This is a genomic window from Acholeplasma laidlawii (genome assembly GCF_015709225.1).
In the GTDB taxonomy this organism is placed as follows: domain Bacteria; phylum Bacillota_I; class Bacilli_A; order Acholeplasmatales; family Acholeplasmataceae; genus Acholeplasma; species Acholeplasma laidlawii_A.
Window position 1 is genome coordinate 14,246 of the sequence record NZ_JADNRS010000037.1, and the last position, 19,027, is coordinate 33,272.

General features: G+C 33.7%; 10 protein-coding genes, 2 tRNA genes and 1 pseudogene. 12 read left to right on the top strand and 1 reads right to left on the bottom strand.

The annotated features are described in order from the left end of the window. Nucleotides 1–48: 48 nt before the first annotated feature. The 12 genes and pseudogenes from IY230_RS03710 to IY230_RS06775 all read left to right on the top strand — a co-directional run bounded on the left by IY230_RS03710 (nt 49) and on the right by IY230_RS06775 (nt 18,114). Nucleotides 49–2,223 carry a Tex family protein gene (locus tag IY230_RS03710; RefSeq protein WP_196369982.1) on the top strand — a complete coding sequence of 725 codons (2,175 nt, stop codon included), beginning with the start codon at nt 49–51 and terminating at the stop codon, nt 2,221–2,223. A 63-nt stretch (nt 2,224–2,286) separates the two neighbouring features. After that, a tRNA-Ser gene (locus tag IY230_RS03715) sits at nt 2,287–2,377 on the top strand. Nucleotides 2,378–2,379: 2 nt separating this feature from the next. After that, nucleotides 2,380–2,455 (top strand) — tRNA-Glu (locus IY230_RS03720). 395 nt (nt 2,456–2,850) lie between these two features. Then, nucleotides 2,851–2,985: pseudogene (locus IY230_RS06770) on the top strand (hypothetical protein); the annotation flags it as partial. Nucleotides 2,986–3,139: 154 nt separating this feature from the next. Then, nucleotides 3,140–6,058, top strand: coding sequence for a cohesin domain-containing protein (locus tag IY230_RS03730; RefSeq protein ID WP_196369983.1), 2,919 nt, complete (start codon nt 3,140–3,142; stop codon nt 6,056–6,058). After that, nucleotides 6,055–6,726, top strand: coding sequence for a hypothetical protein (locus tag IY230_RS03735; protein ID WP_196369984.1), 672 nt, complete (start codon nt 6,055–6,057; stop codon nt 6,724–6,726). Before IY230_RS03730 ends, IY230_RS03735 begins: the two co-directional genes overlap by 4 nt. A 45-nt stretch (nt 6,727–6,771) precedes the next feature. Beyond that, the gene (locus IY230_RS03740; RefSeq protein ID WP_196369985.1) at nt 6,772–14,187 is read left to right on the top strand and encodes a S8 family serine peptidase; all 7,416 of its coding nucleotides are present in this window, start codon (nt 6,772–6,774) and stop codon (nt 14,185–14,187) included. 769 nt (nt 14,188–14,956) lie between these two features. Continuing rightward, on the top strand, nt 14,957–15,949 hold the full coding sequence (locus IY230_RS03745; protein ID WP_196369986.1) for a calcium/sodium antiporter: 993 nt from the start codon (nt 14,957–14,959) through the stop codon (nt 15,947–15,949). 40 nt (nt 15,950–15,989) lie between these two features. Further along, on the top strand, nt 15,990–16,319 hold the full coding sequence (locus tag IY230_RS03750; RefSeq protein WP_196369987.1) for a hypothetical protein: 330 nt from the start codon (nt 15,990–15,992) through the stop codon (nt 16,317–16,319). Between the two features lie 108 nt (nt 16,320–16,427). Continuing rightward, nucleotides 16,428–17,780, top strand: a complete 1,353-nt coding sequence (locus tag IY230_RS03755; protein WP_196369988.1) for an aldehyde dehydrogenase — start codon at nt 16,428–16,430, stop codon at nt 17,778–17,780. 107 nt (nt 17,781–17,887) lie between these two features. After that, nucleotides 17,888–18,016, top strand: coding sequence for a hypothetical protein (locus IY230_RS06690; RefSeq protein ID WP_269059430.1), 129 nt, complete (start codon nt 17,888–17,890; stop codon nt 18,014–18,016). 8 nt (nt 18,017–18,024) lie between these two features. Continuing rightward, a complete protein-coding gene (locus IY230_RS06775) occupies nt 18,025–18,114 on the top strand; it encodes a hypothetical protein (protein ID WP_196369989.1) in 90 nt (29 codons plus the stop codon). A 35-nt stretch (nt 18,115–18,149) separates the two neighbouring features. Here IY230_RS06775 and IY230_RS03765 read toward each other — a convergent pair whose 3' ends face one another. After that, complete coding sequence (locus tag IY230_RS03765) at nt 18,150–18,986, bottom strand: polyprenyl synthetase family protein (RefSeq protein WP_196369990.1); 837 nt, start codon at nt 18,984–18,986, stop codon at nt 18,150–18,152. Nucleotides 18,987–19,027 lie beyond the last annotated feature (41 nt).

A 19,027-nucleotide genomic window follows, 5' to 3' on the forward strand; every position in this document is an offset into this window, starting at 1 on the left:
CAATTTTTCCCTTTATTTATTATATAGAACGAGTATTAGGAGGAAACTATGAACGAACAATTAGTAATGAGTGTATCAAAAGAACTCAAATTACCAACAGCTAAAGTCAAAGTTGTACTTGAACTTTTAGCAGATGGTGCAACCATTCCATTTATCGCTAGATACCGTAAGGAAATGACTGGTGGTATGGATGAGGAACAAATATTTGCGATCAACCAGATGTTTGAGTATGCGAATAACTTATTTAAACGTAAAGAAGATGTTATCCGTTTAATTGATGAAAAAGGTATGCTAACTGAAGAACTTAAAAATGAAATTTTAAGTGCTACAAAATTAGTGGAAGTTGAAGACCTTTATAGACCATACAAAGAAAAGAAAAAGACTAAAGCGACAGAAGCTATCGCAAAAGGTTTAGAACCACTTGCAAAATTCTTATTATCTTTTCCAAAAACGGATGTATTAGAAGAAGCAAACAAATATCTTAATGATGAGGTATTAACTACAAAAGATGCACTTGAAGGCGCTGGATTCATTATTTCAGAACTTGTTAGTGATGATGCAAACTATCGTAAATATTTAAGAGATTACTTATTTAGACATGGTGTGTTGATATCTAATCTAAGAAAAAATGGTAAAGAATTAGATGTGAAAGGTGTATATGAGATCTACTATGACTATAGTCAATCCATCACTAAACTTAAACCACATCAAATTTTAGCAATTAACCGTGCTGAAGATGAAAAAGTTATTACAGTTAAATTAGATGGTACTAAAGATGCTATGGAAAATTATCTTATAAAACAAGTGATTAAAAAGCCTTCCAATGCAGATGCGTATTTAGAAGATGCTGTTAAAGATTCACTTAAACGTTTGATCTTTCCTTCAATTGAAAGAGAAATTCGTACAGAACTATCTGAAAAAGGACAAGAACAAGCGATTGAAGTCTTTGCAGATAATTTATCTAAACTCTTATTACAACCACCTTTAAAAGGTAAAGTAATTTTAGGTATTGACCCTGCATTTAGAACAGGCTGTAAGTGGACTGTTGTTGATCAAACTGGGAAAGTACTTGATAAAGGGGTAATTTATCCACACGAGATGACTCAAGGTGGTAAACCAAATCCTGAAAAAGTGTTTGAAGCTAAACTTCAATTAAAAGTTTTATACAAAAAATATAAATTTGAATTAATAGCAATTGGTAATGGTACAGCTTCAAGAGAAACTGAAAGGTTTGTTGTTGAAGTGATTAAAGAACAAAACATGGATGCTAAATACGTTATCGTTAATGAAGCGGGTGCATCTGTATATTCTGCAAGTGATGTTGCACGTGAAGAATTCCCTGATTTTTCAGTGGAAGAGCGTTCTGCTGCAAGTATTGCAAGAAGGCTACAAGATCCATTATCTGAACTTGTTAAAATAGATCCAAAATCTATTGGTGTTGGTCAATACCAACATGATATTGCCCCTAAGAAATTAGATGATTCTCTAAACTTTGTTGTTACACAAGTTGTAAACCAAGTGGGTGTCAATGCAAATACTGCAAGCAAGTCACTATTAACCTATGTTTCCGGTTTAAGCAAGAATGTTGCCGAAAAATTAGTAAATTACAGAAATGATATTGGTGGTTTTAAATCTCGTGAAGATTTATTAAAAGTACCAAGCCTTGGACCTAAAACATATGAACAAGCAGTTGGTTTCTTAAGAATACCAGAATCTAATGAAGTCTTAGACCAAACATCCATTCACCCTGAAAGTTATGAACTTGCAAGAGAAGTGATGAAAAAATTAAATATCAGTCCTGAAGATATTGGTAAACCAAGTATTAGACTATGGACAGATAATATCGATAGAGAACAAGTAGCTCGTGAACTACATACCGATAAATATACACTAGATCTTATACTAGATGCATTTGTTGCACCAATGAGAGATCCACGTGATGACTATGCTCAACCAATCTTAAAATCTGATGTATTATCTATTGAAGACTTAAAGGTAGGTATGGAATTAGAAGGTACTGTAAGAAACGTCACAGACTTTGGTGCTTTTGTTGACGTAGGACTTAAAAATGATGGTCTAGTTCATATCTCTAAATTGTCTAATAAATTTGTGAAACATCCCAAAGATGTTGTCTCAGTTGGGCAAATTGTAACTGTCTGGGTACTCAATATTGACCGTGATAAAGGTCAAGTAGGGCTAACCATGGTAAATACATCAAATTAGTGATTGACAACGAACACAAAATAAGTTAATATAATAAGGCATGATTTAATTCATGCCTACAATGGAGCGATACTCAAGAGGCCGAAGAGGGCGCACTGCTAACGCGTTAGACGGTTAACCCCGTGCGAGGGTTCAAATCCCTCTCGCTCCGCCATTGGCCCGTTGGAGAAACGGTTAACTCACATGCCTTTCACGCATGCATTCACGGGTTCGAATCCCGTACGGGTCACCAACTAGTAATCAATTTACCTACCACATTTTGTGGTAGGTTTTTTTGTCTTTGATGAAAAAAATTATAAGGGTTTATAAGATATTCAAAAAGTCCTCGAAACTGGAACTTATGTAATTGATTTCATGTGGTATGATAAGGAATCAAAATAAGTTGAGATTTTGTGAAAGTATTTTGCCATTTAGGGTATACACTCCTGTTTTCATAAAACTTATATACAAATAAGCAGAATTACTTTGCAATAAAGAATATTCATACTTAGTTTGAAAAAATCACGAAAAATAGCAACTTATTAGTAGATAAGTTTTGGTTGTAACTACAGTTTTTGGCGTGGTACGCGTGGTAGACGTGTTATATAATAGAGATATGTAAGTTTCAAAAACTGATTTTTAAATCCTGATCAATCAATTGTCGTAGTCGTTCATAATAAAAGCTATAGTGGTCAAAGAGTCAATTTAGAGATTGATGGTGTGCTGACAGAATATAGATTATCTACAAATGCCACTGTTTCACTGATGATTCGAGCATTATAATAAAGAAATTCCCACAAGAAAATATTATTATTTATGTAGTTTTTAAACATGAAAATTCAACCCCCTATTTACTTCACAATGTAATTGTGCTAAAATCATAATAAACATAACAATCCCAATTATCTATCATTGTAAATCGACAGGGGGTCCTATCTTGGCTCATAGAATCAGTACATTTATTTTAACTGTGGTATGCTTGTTTTTGCTTTTTGAAAATAAGCAAACAATAAAAGCTGAAGAGATATCTCCGACACCACTCATCACCATGAGTGCACCTACTGTACATCCCGGGGATTCTGCATACATCAGTGTATCGATTAACCATGTGCAAAATTTAGCAGCACTTTCTTTTGATATTTATTATGATGAAACGTATTTTTCTATTTCATCAGCACATACAGGATATTTATTCAATCAAGCAAACACCTCATTAAATTTTGATGAAAGAGGTGTTTTTCGTTTAACGATGGCATCACTTGAAGGTATCTATGGTGGAGGCACCATGGTTAATTTTTGGATAACAACCCTCTCTGATACCCCTATAGATACCTATCCGCTCATTATCGCAGTTGGTGAAGCCTATGATATAAACTTAGAAGCTGTTGACATCACAAGCCAACCATCATCATTAAACATCACACCAAGACCCATCACATTTGAAAGCATCCATTTTCAAAACTTCTTAAGTCAATCAACCTTGCGTCAAGGTGATACATTTGATGTGACATTATATTCTTGGAATTTAAGAAATATGGCAACTGGCAACTTAGAGTTTTTCTATGACGCCTCTAAACTTGAGTTTGTTGGATATCAATTGGGTCATAGTCTTATTGATGCTCAAACACTGCACACGATGAATCATGCGATTAAAGGATATTTAAACCTCTCATTTGCATCGTTAAACGGACTATCAAGTGCATATCCATTTGTAACCATCCAAATGAAGGTAATTGAGAATACAAATGTATCATCAACAATCACCGTTCAATATAAAAATTTATATAATGATCAGTTGGTGCCTTTACTCAGTTCAGCTCAAAACATACCCATTCAATTGACATATACAGAACCTGAAGTATCATTACCAAGTTTATACTTATCATCATTTACAGGTTCAAACCAAGATAACTTTACAATTGACCTTCACATTGATGCATTCTCTAATTTAGCTGCTGGAGATTTTATCATCACCTATGATGCTCAAAAAATCAAAGCTATTCAAGTTGAATTGGGTCCCAATGTGAATCAAAATGGTGGGATACTTATGTTTAATGAAACGATTGGTTTGGGAACCATACGTTTTTCATACATTCATGAAGAAGGACTCACCTTAAATGAACACTTATTAACGATTACCTTTGAACCAATCATCAAATCACAACCCTATAGTGGTTCGATTCACATTTCTGGTAGTGGACTTGTTGATTCGGATTTGAATGAGATTGCTTTGGAATTTGAATCATTAATCATTCAATTAGGGCAAGCGTATACCATCACCTTCTTAGATGCTTTTGGGGAGGTTTTATCACAATCTACCATCATAGAAAATGATCCAATCATTGCACCTGAAGCACCACTTAGACTTGGTTATGTGTTTAAAGGATGGAGTGAGTCATTTGATGTTGCGACTAAAGATCAAACGATGACTGCACAATATGATTTAGATACTTCCATGCGGTTAGATCCAAAAACTGTTGTTTACAATAAAGAAGCACACCATCTAGAAGTCACCAATCCAATTGAAGGTAGTACAATCACTTATGATCCTTCAGAAGGGTATGTTTTACCAGGCACATATGACATTACAGCAACCATCTCTAAAGAAGGTTATGAAGATTTAATACTTACTTCAACGCTAACCATCTCAAAAGCACCAATAACCATTCAAATCGATTCTAAAACATCCTTTTTAGGTCAAGAACTATTGCCCTTGACATACACAGTTATAGGGAATCTTTATGATGACCTAGATATTGTACTTCAAAAAGAAGAAGGTCTTTCAGCGGGGATGTATACAATCACTACACATATCAATCACCCATCTTATGAAATAACCATCATTCAAGGTGTTTATACCATTAAAGGTCAAACAGTAGATATGACTGGCATTACATTTGATCATCAGACATTTACCTATGATGGTACAGAGAAAAAAATAGAAATCAACGGTGATTTACCTGAAGGTATTAAAGAAGTCATCTATACTTTACAAACAAGACTAGATGTAGGGACACAACAAGTGATCGCAAGATTCGTTGTCGAAGAAGGCATGGATCCTGTTGAGAACATGATTGCTGAACTGACCATAGAGCCAGCAACCATCGAAGGCATTACACTAGAAGGTGGATTGTTTACATATGATGGAAGCATCAGAGCGTTTGTGTTAAACAAAACAACCACACAATACGGGGATACGTTATCTGTGGTCTATAACAAAAACAACACATTTATAGAAGCAGGGACATATTCCATCGAAGTCACTTTATCACATGAAAACTACCACCCACTAATACTTAGTGGTGAAATCATCATATCCAAAGCTGGACGTCAAATATCAATTGATGATTTCACATGGATTGTTAAAGACACGTGGGTAGAGTTCAATAACCCTGCTTTAAGTGAACATGTCATGATTTCAATCGATGGCTTTAATTACCAAAAAACATCAAAATTATTGGATCTAAACGAATTGACAGCATATGAAGTAACCCTATATATCGAAGAAACAACCTATCATCTTCCAAGTAACTTCATCACCATTTACATTCAAACATACCGATCATCTACTGAAGTTTATGAGTCATTGGAACAATTAACCTCTGTATCTTTAGATGACTATCACACACTCCTAGAAGCAACCTTGCTCACTAAAGACATGCACCCAGAGGATCAAGAAGTTCTAAACATACTTTTAGAAGAAAAAATAGCAGCATATAATGCTTATGTAACTACATTGAATCAAGAGTATGAAACTGCACAATCCATTGGAACACGCGTAACATCACTGTTCGTTTTAAGCAGTTTATCTCTATTATCTCTAGTCACTTTATGGAAGGGAAGACGTTATTTATGAAAAAATTAGTTATATTCATAACACTATCCATTACCCTTTTGATATTAAGTGCTTGTAATAAGATTAACAATAATCCAGACATTTCTAATATAAATGCGACGATTGGAGATTTTCAATTGAACAACATCGATGGCTATGATCTGATTACCGAACAATACGTAAATGATGTCATCATGAATTATGATCACATCAAAGAAAGAATCGATCGATCAGATGATATCAAAATCATGACTGAACACATACAAAAAAGACTATTAACATTTAATACGGTATCACCTTATGAAATCACACAAAAAACATATTATTTCTATCAAAACCAAAAAGGCACACAAATAGAAGATGAACCAGTCACATGGGAATATTCAACCTTAGAAGCATATCAAACGCTTGTTTTACCAGTACAACGCATTCAGGCAGATGATTTTGAAAGCTTTGAAGTATCTAAAGATAATCTCAAAAATACCTTTGTAGGTGTCATTAAAAACAGTAGAATTCGTAGTGTTCTAGGCTATACAATCAATACTTCACAAGACATAGAATTTACATTCATCTACGAACCAAGCACAAAGACGATTATTGAGATAAAAATCACTTATACTCAAGAAGCATCACACACAGACATTGTGTTCAAACCATTTTATGGACAAACACAAGTCATAATGCCATAGGGTAAATCCATGATGTTATCAAAGAAAAATAAAAGAGGTGTACACATGAAACGCTACGCAATGAAAAAATATTTACTTATAACCTGGACACTCATCATGAGTGTTATCTTTATTGCATGTACAACAGGTGAAAAGGCAATTGAACATGAACCATCAATCAATAAAATTGATTACAATTTACCAAGTGATCAACACTTTGATGCAGAAGGGAATTTAAGAGTTCCTTTTGATATTGCATATAAAGATTATTTTGATAGTGGTCTAGCAAACTATGACGATCAAACAGTACTTGTTAAGTTTGATGTTGCATTTGATGGGACACTGACGAGAAACTTAAAAAATGCAGGTATCGAATCACTTGAGCAAATGATGCAAGGTGCCGATGATGTATGGTATGTTGCACACATCAAACGTGATTACACCATTAAAAACGTTATGAGCAGTTTAAGAGCATTGAATGAAGTGCTTGTGGCTGATTATAATTATGTGTATCAAACAGAAGATTTCGATCCAACTATCATACCTAATGTTGATGTCTCTGAGAACCCTCAATCCAATCAACAATGGTATTTAAATGCATCCGGTATTCAAGATGCATGGAAATGGTTAGAACACTCAAATATTGATCCAGGTGGACTACCTAGTGTTGTGGTTGCTGTGATAGATACAGGTGTTGATTACAATCATATTGATTTACGCGCTAACATGTGGACAAACACCAAAGAAATACCAGGCAATGGTATTGATGATGATGGCAATGGTTATGTGGATGACATCCATGGTGTTAATGTTGTCAGTAATGAGCAATTCCATTCTGGAAATCCAATGGATGACCATGGTCATGGTACACACGTTGCGGGTATTATTGCTGCTTCAAATAACAAAGAAGGCATTGTAGGTATTGCACACAATGTTCAAATCATGGCTATTAAAGCGGGTATGTCAAGTGGGTATTTCACACAAGACAGTATTGCCAAAGCTATTTTATATGCTTATGATAATGGTGCTGATGTTATTAACATGTCATTTGGTGGTGGGGCTGTATCCATTGCTGTTCAAGATGCGTTAATGACTGCATACTCTAGAGCGGTACTTGTCGCATCCGCTGGTAACAACGGCTTGCCAAATGAATTAACTGATTTCTATTTGCCTGCACCTAATTATCCTGCAGCATTATCTTATGTCATTGGTGTAATGAGTGTGGGTTCAACAGGTGTAGAATCCTCATTTAGTAACTGGGATGCAAGAGCATTTAATGCTGTTGAATATGAAGTGTATGCACCAGGTGAACAAATGCTATCAACGCTTCCTAATGATCAATATGCAACTTGGAGTGGTACATCGATGGCCGCGCCAGTTGTATCAGCAATTGCCGCACTTTTAAGATCTGTTTATGATGATCGTGATATGTATTCAAATAAGTTCATTATGGGACAACTCACCTCAACATCAGAAACATATGCGATTTGTAATAATCCACAAAGACATACAGTAGGTGGTGGGCTGCACAATATACCACCCATTATTGATGCCTATAAAGCGTTAACCAAATTACCCAAACCAGAGATTAATTTATACAATTACTATATTTTTGATGCTCAAGGTATTGCTGAAGAAAACAATGGTGACGGTATCATTGATGCCGGTGAAACCATTGATATCGGTCTTGTTTTAAGAAATAGATGGGGTATGAGTAAAGAGACCATTGTTTCTATGGATACACTCACCATCGGTGGTGTTGAGTCAGAGTTCGTTGAGTTTATAACCAAGGATATTGATTTTGGTCAAATTGGCACATATTCAACTAAAGATACTTTATCCAAAGATGGATCGATTGTCACTGGTGTAGAAACACCATTTAGAATAAAAGTTGCTGAAAACACACCCAATGATTACATCATTAAAGTCAATGTGTCAGGTACATATTTAAATGGACTAGATACGTTGGATGAAACCATTTACACATTTAATGGTGTTATTGAAATCAAAGTGCGTAATGGTTTTATACTACCAAATATCATCAGTGAAGATATGACGCTTACCAAAGATAAGTATTATATCATTCCAAATAGTATGGTGATTCAAGAGAATGCAACCGTGACAGTAGAACCAGGGACAAACATACAGTTTTGGTCTAATGATCCACAAGATGCATATGCAGAATCTGCAATTGTCTATTTGCGTGTAGAAGGCAAGTTCATTACGTTAGGTACACAAGAAGAACCTGTTAAGTTATTCCCAAGTGCATTAAGAGATAGCTATCGTGTAGAAATATACGAAACAGGATCAAAAGGATATGTATCATTAACACATACGCATGTTACCAATGGACATTTGACAATTTCATATGCCGAACATTCTAAATTCAATCAAAACTATATTAGCAATTTAGCTTATAGATATCTGGAATCTGGTCAAGTTCAAACATCAACTTGGGGTACCACTTCCATCAATATAAGATATGCTGAAAATAATATATTTTATGCTATAGGTGGTTCGTATAAACCAGTATTAACGGGGACATTTATTAATAATATATTCGTTAATTCTGGTATCAATTTCCAAGGGGAATATATTGGTAATGTCTTTTTAGGCAATAACACCTCAATATATGGACCTCAAACCAATTCCAATGCACATTTGAGTCGATTCGGGCGACTTGAATCCATTACTAGTCAATTTTACAATCCGATAACCGGAAAAACATATCTTGCACTTAAATTTGACACGCCGATATATCAGCAAACAGCTGTAAGACTTGCAGAGTCATTAGGCGGTAAATTGCTTCAAATTGAAACAGAAGAAGAATATAATCTACTAAAAAATCAAATATATACAGATACACGGGATATATTCATTGGTATAAAAAGAGATTTTGAAAATAACAAATACCAGTGGTTAGATGGTAGTGATATTGGCTCATTCATGCCTATCGATCATTTGAGTAAGAGCCCCTATTATGGTTATAGATATAATTTCGACAATTTTACGCCGATGAGTCAAATAGGTTATGGTTTTGTTGTAGAAATTGAGGGAGATATCTACACTCAACAAATATTGCTTGATAATACCTCTATTGATATAGATATGGAAAGTAGTTATCTGATTAATTCAGTGCTTGTCCCTACAACCGCAAATCCAGATGATTTAATATATGTAAGTTCTGATGAAGGTGTAGTTACTGTGGATGAAAACGGTCTTGTAGAGCCGGTTTCATATGGTCAAGCAGTTGTTTATATATATTCAAATGACTATCAAGTTAGCAATCAACTAATTATCAATGTTTTAGAAAAGGTTGCCTTAGAATCAATCGATGCATCCATTTCAAATACACAAATGAATATCAACACAACATCTAAGATAAACATTCAATTGCTACCATCAAACACGACAGAACGCATCATCAATTACAGTTCATCTAATCCAGAAGTTGTATCTGTTGATCATCGTGGTAACTTAAATGCGAAAACAGTTGGTGAAGTAGTCATTACAGCATCTAATCAAGATGGAGCCATTTTTGATGAAGTAGTTATTCATGTTGTGAGTCCAGTTACATCAGTTAAATTTGAAGAAAGCATTTATATGACAACACTTACTCAAACAGATGAGGACTTTTATCCGTTGGTATTGCCACTAGATGCAACTAATCGTAATTTAACATGGGAGAGTTCTAATCCAGAAGTTGCTTATGTTGATGAAAGCGGCGTACTTGTTAAACTTAAAGAAGGTGTTGCTACATTGGTAGCTACGGTTGAAAATACAAACCTTAAAGCAGAAGTGATTGTCTCGATCAAAGGAGACCAAACATCTGGTTATGTACTAAAAATGGTTGAACGCAATAATCAAATGCTTGCTTTATATTCTGATGGCAATATCTATTATTGGGGGAAAGATATTTTATCTCCTAAAATACTACCTCTAACAACTGATGAATTCATAATTGATTTTGCAACCATGAATAGTAGTTATTTGTTTGCTCTAACAAACGATGGAACAGTGCTTGAGTTTTATATATGGAGTTTCTTTAATAACTCAGGTACTTCGCCAATTAATCTTAGGAATAATTATCAAACACAAACACTTCAAAACATTGTCCAAATTAGTGGAAATCAAAATTATGGTTCTACTCATGCATTAAGAAGTGATGGTTCAGTTTGGGCTTGGGGCAATAATGAACAAGGACAACTTGGAGACGGTACCAAAACCAGCAGAAACTCACCGGTTCAAGTGATGATTGATGATGTAAAACAAGTTATAACTGGAAGCGGTTATACCATGTTTTTACAAAATACTGGAGATTTATATGCAACGGGTGGTAGTCCAGGCTACATGGTTCCAACTCAAATCAATCAGAACATTGAAACTATCGATTCACTATATAACAATGAATATGTTGTTGCAAGAAGTACTAGCACTACATATAGTTATAACGAGTCATATACGTCGAATGTCGCAACTATGAACACAACCAATAAAGCATACTTGGATGGTTACGATAACAACCTTTATATAGAAGACGGATATGTTTGGAACAAGGGTTATGATTACTTTGGTAAATATGGACTTGGATATTTCCCCAATGCTATGGGTGAAGGTAGTTATGTGTCAAGTTTCCAAAAAACAGTCAAAATTGCAAATGTTAAGGAAATTTTCGTATTTTATCAAAATACCTATTATCAAACAGAAGATGGCAAATTCTATGGTTCTGGATCAAATAGCAACTTACAACTTGCAAACTTTAACAACCAGCCCTCTGCAACACCTGTACGTATCTTCTTTGATCTAGAAGGTAATGAGGGCGGGTTCTCATTAGAATCCATTAACATCACCGATGAGAAACTATATGCAAACTCAATTATCTTAGATTTTAACGAAGCAATGATTATAGGCGATAATTACGTTTATATGTCACTTAAAGATAGCCAAAACAATACACTGGCTATAACCAGACATATCCATTTAGATAAACTTACAATAACACCATTTTCCAGTTGGACAATTGGAGAAACCTACACATTAACGATTCCGGCCAATTCACTACTAACTAAGTTTATGACTGGAAATGAAGCGCTCAATTACACCTTTATATATCAAGGTGAACAAACGGCTATTTCACTCATTTCACAATCGATTCAAAACAATCATGACTTTGTTAAGCAAGACATTCAAATAGATCTTTTATACACATATGCAGCAGAAGGTATCTCATTTGATGATATTGGTATATTTGATCAAAACAATGAAAGAGTTCTTGATGTTTCTATTACCTTAAATCATAACAAGTTATCAATACTTGGCACATTGGCATTTGGTAGTTATGAACTAAGACTTCCATCTGGTGCACTTAAAGACAATATTGGTGGCATAAACGAAGAAGTTATCATTTCATTCAATGTCCTTAAAACGTTGTTGTTAGAAGGTATCACGCACATAGATGGTAGTGAACGCATTATGGTTGATGAGCCGATAGTATTAACTTTTAATGTTGCATTACCACACGAAACATTTAATCAAATAGCGTTACTTAATGATGCTAATGAATCAATTGAAGTTGTTGTTACTCTGATCGATAACGTACTTACCATCACACCAAGCAATTCACTTGATATGAATAAAGTATATCAATTAAACGTTCCTGCAAATGCTTTGATTGATGAGTTGGGCAACACAAATGATGTCATCACTTCAACTTTTAAAACATATGCACCGATTGAATTGATTCGCACAAGCATCAACAATGGTCAATCCAATATTCATCCTACTCAAACCATCATTTACTTCTTTAACCATATTGAAGCAGGTGACTTCTTTACAGACATTCAACTGTTAAATCATGAAAACCAAATCATACCTGCAAACATCACCATCACCGATCATAAGCAACTAGAAATCAAATCAGTGACACCTTTGCTATTTGGTAACGAGTATCGTATTTTGATACCAGCAGGTGCACTTAAAGATGAGTTGGGTGTTATTAATGAAGCAATCGAAACAAACTTCTCAACTGTTACCAAACAAACAAGATTCTTCTGGGATTATAGCAACGTGCTTCCATACTGGCAAGAACTAGTTGATAAAGGACACAATACGAATTTCTATGGGAATGCTATATTAAATAATTTCAATAATACCAATGTAGAGCAGTGGTTTAGATTCCAAGCAGAATCTTCAGGCAATTATCACCGATCTACAGGTATCGGCGGCAATTACTGGGGAACACAAAACCAAATGATTATCGATAAGCACATCATTGATTTTGATGATTTCCAATCATTAATTGATGTTATTGAAGGTGAAATCTTATCCATAGCTCCAGAAAACACATTCCCATTTGTTGTTGATATTTCCTTATTCAATGCCCTAGGCAATAAAGTCACTACAGTAGGTAATGAAACAGTAACGTTTGTTGTAACATTTAATAGAGATATGGATATCACACAAGATTTAAATCTAACATTTGGGTCTTATCTACCGTTTGCTGATTATCAAATCACAGGTTCATATGTAACTCCAAGAGTGTGGATGGGTGTTTATACACTCAATACAATTATTGAAAACGGCAATCAATTTTTCACCATTAAACAAGGTGCTGCTGCAGATAATCCATTCTTAACATTACAACCGGATTTCGGTAGGTTCACATTCCAAATCGATACCACAGAAGCGCAAGCAATGATTATGCAAGGTGTTGCAACGATAACAGGTATAGAACTGAATTGGGAACAAGATGATTTTGATACCCTTGCAGGATACAATGTGTATCGAAGCACTTCTGAGCACGGGTTCTACCAAAGACTCAATTCATCAGTCATTCCTTATTCAACCAAGACTTTCTTCGATGAAACCGTTGAGCCTGGTGTTCTATATTATTACAACTTCACAGTTGTTAAAACAGATTTAACAGAATCAGAGCCATCTGGTAAGATTCAAATCATGTCACTAGATACAATGGAACCAAATATTTATCATACACCAATATATACTGCATTTACACAGAGCAATTTGGTGATTACAGCAACCATTGTAGATAACGTACAAGTTCAAGATGCGAAAGTCTTCTATAGAATGGTTGGAGAAGAGTCATGGTATCAAGTCACGATGACCAAAAACAATAACCGATATTCAGCAGTGATTGCATCAACTTATATTACTCTAGATGGACTTGAGTATTATATCAGAGCATCAGATGGTATAAACTACACCTATAAAGGATCAGAGCAAGAACCATTTGTTATTACTGTCCAACAAACAGTCGCACCAAGCAGTAAAGGTGATGTTAACGGTGATGGTGTGATTACAACATTAGATTCCCTGATGGTATTACAGGCCATAAACGATCGCTTAAATCTTACACAAGAACAATTCTTAAGAGCAGATTTAGATGGTAATGGCACGCTTGAAACTTGGGAAGTATTAAAAATTTTACAATATGTTAGTGGGAAGATTACATCACTTTCATAAGTTCAAGCAGTATGTAGTTTTCAATAAAAGCGTATCTCAATGATATATTTTGGGATATGCTTTTTCTTCTCTATAAATCATGATGAAATCAAGGTTGATATCATGATATAATTTGGATAACACGTGCGTTTAAAATAAAGTGATGGTACCTTGAAACAAAAATCCATTAAAAAGACTGATATGGTCGATGATAAGTATATCCATCATACTCATCATCAGGTTAGCCATCTTTACATTTATCTATTTATGGAGTGTCCCCATAAAAATATAAAAGGCTATAAAATTTCAAGATGATATCCTTATATATAAGAACTCATGATACAATGAAATTAATCAATAAAAGGGGGATATCATGAATATAAATGGTTTATAAGATATTCAAAAAGTCCTCGTAACTGGAACTTATGTAATTGATTTTATGTGGTATGATAAGGAATCAAAATAAGTTGAGATTTAGTGAAAATATTTTGTTATATAGAAAACGTAATTTCAGAATCTGTTTTAAATTATCTCTTGTGCCTAATTTAGAGGCGTCAAATCAAATAGAAGAAATTTTACATACAATACATTAAAGTATATTTTATATACTTGTTTAAACCATTACGCTTGATTTCATAAATGAGGCATGTTAAAATGCTTCTCGAATGTAAAAGTATCTTTTAAAAAACTTAGAGTTTATCCATTTTATTTAGATAACTATGGGTTAGAACTTCTACAAAAAAAGAAGATAAAAAAGTCTGTCAAGGTCTTTTTATGAAGGGAACATCTCATGGATTACGTCATAAACATTGGTTTACTTATCATAGGATTCATATTTTTAGTTAAAGGTGCAGATTTCTTTGTTGCATCATCTTCATCCATTGCAAGAAAGTTTAGAGTATCACCTTTAGTGATCGGTTTAACATTGGTTGCTTTTGGTACATCTCTACCGGAACTTGCAGTAAGTTTTATTGCATCACTCACTGTTGCACCAGGTGCAACAGCAGATATTGCAATGGGTAATGTCATAGGGTCAAGTATTGTTAATATCACACTTATTTTAGGGTTAACAGCATTGGTAAGACCAGTTAAAGTATCTAATACCATGTATAGAAAAGAGTTTCCTTATTTATTATTTTCCACTACATTAATTTTGGTGTTAGCACTGTTTTTCCAAAGTGATACAAGAATTGTTTGGTATGAAGCACTTATATTACTTATAGCCTTTATTGTTTACATCTATATCATGATCAAATCTGGTAAGAGTGAAAATGAAGATACTGAGTTTAAAATACTTAATATGAAAAAGTCTGTTTTGCTACTTATTGTTGGTCTAGCAGGTGTTACCTTAGGCGGTTATATGGTGACAGAGGGCGCAAGTAATTTAGCAACAACCGTATTAGTTGGACTATTTGGTATGTCTACAACAAAAGCAATCACACTAGTTGGTTTATCGGTTGTTGCTGTAGGTACTTCACTACCTGAGATGGTAACATCAGTAGTTGCCGCTAAAAAAGGTGAAAATGAAATTGCATTTGGTAACCTTGTGGGATCTAATATATTTAATATCTTATTCATTTTAGGTTTATCTGGTTTATTTACACCACTTGGTATCAATGGTGATGTTGTAATCGATACATTCATTATGTTAGGTGTTACAATCATTGCAGTGGTATTTGCAATCACAAAAGATATGGTATCTAAAAAAGAAGGATTTATCTTAGTATTAATCTATACAGCTTATGTAACTTATATCGTTTTACGTGCACTAGCTATCGTGTAAATAATAATTAATATGTTTTAACCCCATCTATTCAAAATAGATGGGGTTTTTATTTTATAAACATCTGATTAGTGATGTTTTATTTATAAATATAGTGGATTTTATAAGTCATTTTGATGTAATCATTAAATATGCAGAAGAAACGATAGGACTTATCATTGTACAAAGCTATGCTGATGGTAATAAGCGTGTGGAACAAATAGCTAGTGGTGAATTAGCGATTACAATCGGTACAGGTGTTATCATTATACGCATTGCAGAAAACATCGATGCGATTGCTGGTTTCTTCTTTAAGCAATTTATGTCTGTGATAGAAATACCTAAGGATAAACCAACAAAACCATCGACACCACCTTATATACGTGCATAATGAACTGATAAGCCCATCTAATAAAAATAGATGGGCTTATATATGTAATAGTGATAATAAAAGGAATTAAATAATTTTTTGATATACTAAACATAAGAGGTAAATATTATGGAGAATATATTTAAGGCACATAAAACATTATTTTTAAGTGGTAATACACTATCCTATGAATTTCGCGTATCACAGTTAAAAAAGTTAAAAAGACTTATTATAGAACATCAAGAAGAAATTTTAGAAGCACTTTATAAAGATTTACATAAGTCTAGATTTGAAGCCTATTCAACTGAAGTAGGCTATGTTTTAAAATCACTAACATCCACCATTAAAAGTTTGAAGAAATGGATGAAACCTAAAAAGGTTAAAACCCCATTTTACTTAACAACAACCTCATCTTATCTCACCTATGATGCACTGGGTACTGTTTTGATTATTGGTCCATATAACTATCCATTTCAGTTAATTGTAGAACCGCTTATTGGCGCGATTGCTGCAGGTAATACAATAATCATTAAACCCTCTGAATTTGCAGCACATACAGAAAAAATGTTAATTGAATTAATCAATGGTCACTTTGATAAAGACTATCTATACGTCCTAGAAGGTGACTATACTGTGACAAGTAAATTGTTAGATTTAAAATTTGATCATATCTTCTTTACAGGAAGTAGTCGTGTAGGTCAAATTGTCTATGAAAAAGCAAGTAAACATTTAACACCTGTGACGTTAGAATTAGGTGGTAAAAGCCCAACCATAGTCGATGAAACAGCAAACTTAAAAATAGCAGCTGAAAGGATTTTATTTGGTAAATTCTTAAATGCTGGTCAAACATGTATTGCACCAGACTATATTTATGTACATGATACTATTCATGATGAATTTATAACCACTTTAAATCAAGTCATTAACACTAGATACAGTGATATGGATAGTTTTGGGCGTATCATCAATGATAGACACTTTAATCGTCTAACCGCTTTAATTGATGAGACAAAAGTCACTCAAGAAGTAGTGACTGATGCTCCAACCAAACTGATAAGTCCTACAATATTAAAAGGCGTTACATGGGAAGATAAAGTGATGCAAGAAGAGATTTTTGGTCCCATACTACCGGTACTGAAATATTCCAACTTAAAAGATTTAGTATCATTACTTAAAACAAAAGATAAACCACTAGCACTTTATTTATTTTCAAACAATAAAAAGAATCAAACATATGTATTTGAAAACTTATCCTTTGGTGGTGGTGCAATCAATGATACAATTATGCATGTGAGTAATCCTTACTTACCATTTGGTGGTATTGGCATGAGTGGTATTGGAGCTTACCATGGATTTTATTCCTTTAAACTATTTTCCCACACGAAAGGATATGTGAAAAAAGCTACATGGCTTGATCTACCAATTGTATATCCGCCTTATACAAAAGCTAAGGAAAAACTTATTAGAAAGATTTTTAAGTAACTTCTATAAGTCATTAAGTGATTATGCCTATTGGAAGAGGTATATAATTAGAATATATAAACTGTATATGTCTTTAAAGTATTTAACTTTTTATAGAAAGAATTTCTATGGATAAAAAACTAAGTAAGTATTCAAAAGAAAAACTCATAGATTATGTGCTCACTTTAGAAAAAGCACTCCAACAAAAAGAACATCAATTAAGTATTAACTTAAAGCACGTACCATTGGATATGTAGTCCTTAGTATGGGTGTATCTCAGTATAAACCTGGGGAAACTATAGATCAACTAATCAACAGAGTAGATCAAATGATGTATCAGAGTAAACAAAAGTAAAAGAACTATCAAAATAATTTTGATAGTTCTTTTTATTATTTTCTTCTATTTAATAATAGTTTAATTTGTGTATGTATAACAGTATCTTTAATATAGAGAGACTCGATTAATGTATTTAATGTATCAACATATGTATTTAGTACTTGATTGGCTTTATCTAAACCAAGCAGTGACACATAGGTAGGTTTATTTCTAATGTCATCTGATTTAGATTTACCAAATTCCTCAGGTGATAATGTATATTCTAATATGTCATCTTGAATTTGGAAAATAAGTCCAATATAGTAACCTAAATCTTCATAACTTTTTATATCATGATCTGAAAGAATAACGCCAGCTATCATGAGGCTTGCTTGAATGAGGTTAGCTGTTTTTAGTTCATACATTAAATTTAAATCTTCTATTGTAATCATTTTATCTTCGGATTCAATATCCTTGATTTGACCAAAGACCATACCGGTACTTCCAGCTTTAGAAGAAATAATATCGATGATTTCAACTTTTTGTAGAGCGCTTAGATATTTGTTTTGAGTAACAAGTCTAAAACTATCTGTTAGAAGTGCATCACCAGCTAGGATGGCTATAGCTTCGTCAAAAGCAATATGTACAGTTGGTTTTCCACGTCTTAGTGTATCATCATCCATTGCAGGAAGATCGTCATGAATAAGCGAATAAGTGTGAATCATTTCAACAGCTAAAAATACTTCTATGTAAGGTGTTGGATCAACACCTTTACTTTCAAGTAAGGTCATCCCTAACATAGGTCTTATGCGTTTACCATCACCGAGTAATGCATAGGCCATAGCCGCTTTTAATTTACTTTCAGGTAATGTTTCGATATAAGCTTTTAGTCTATTTTCAATTGTTGGCATAAAATGTACTCCAATAATATATGAAATATTACGGGTCTCCT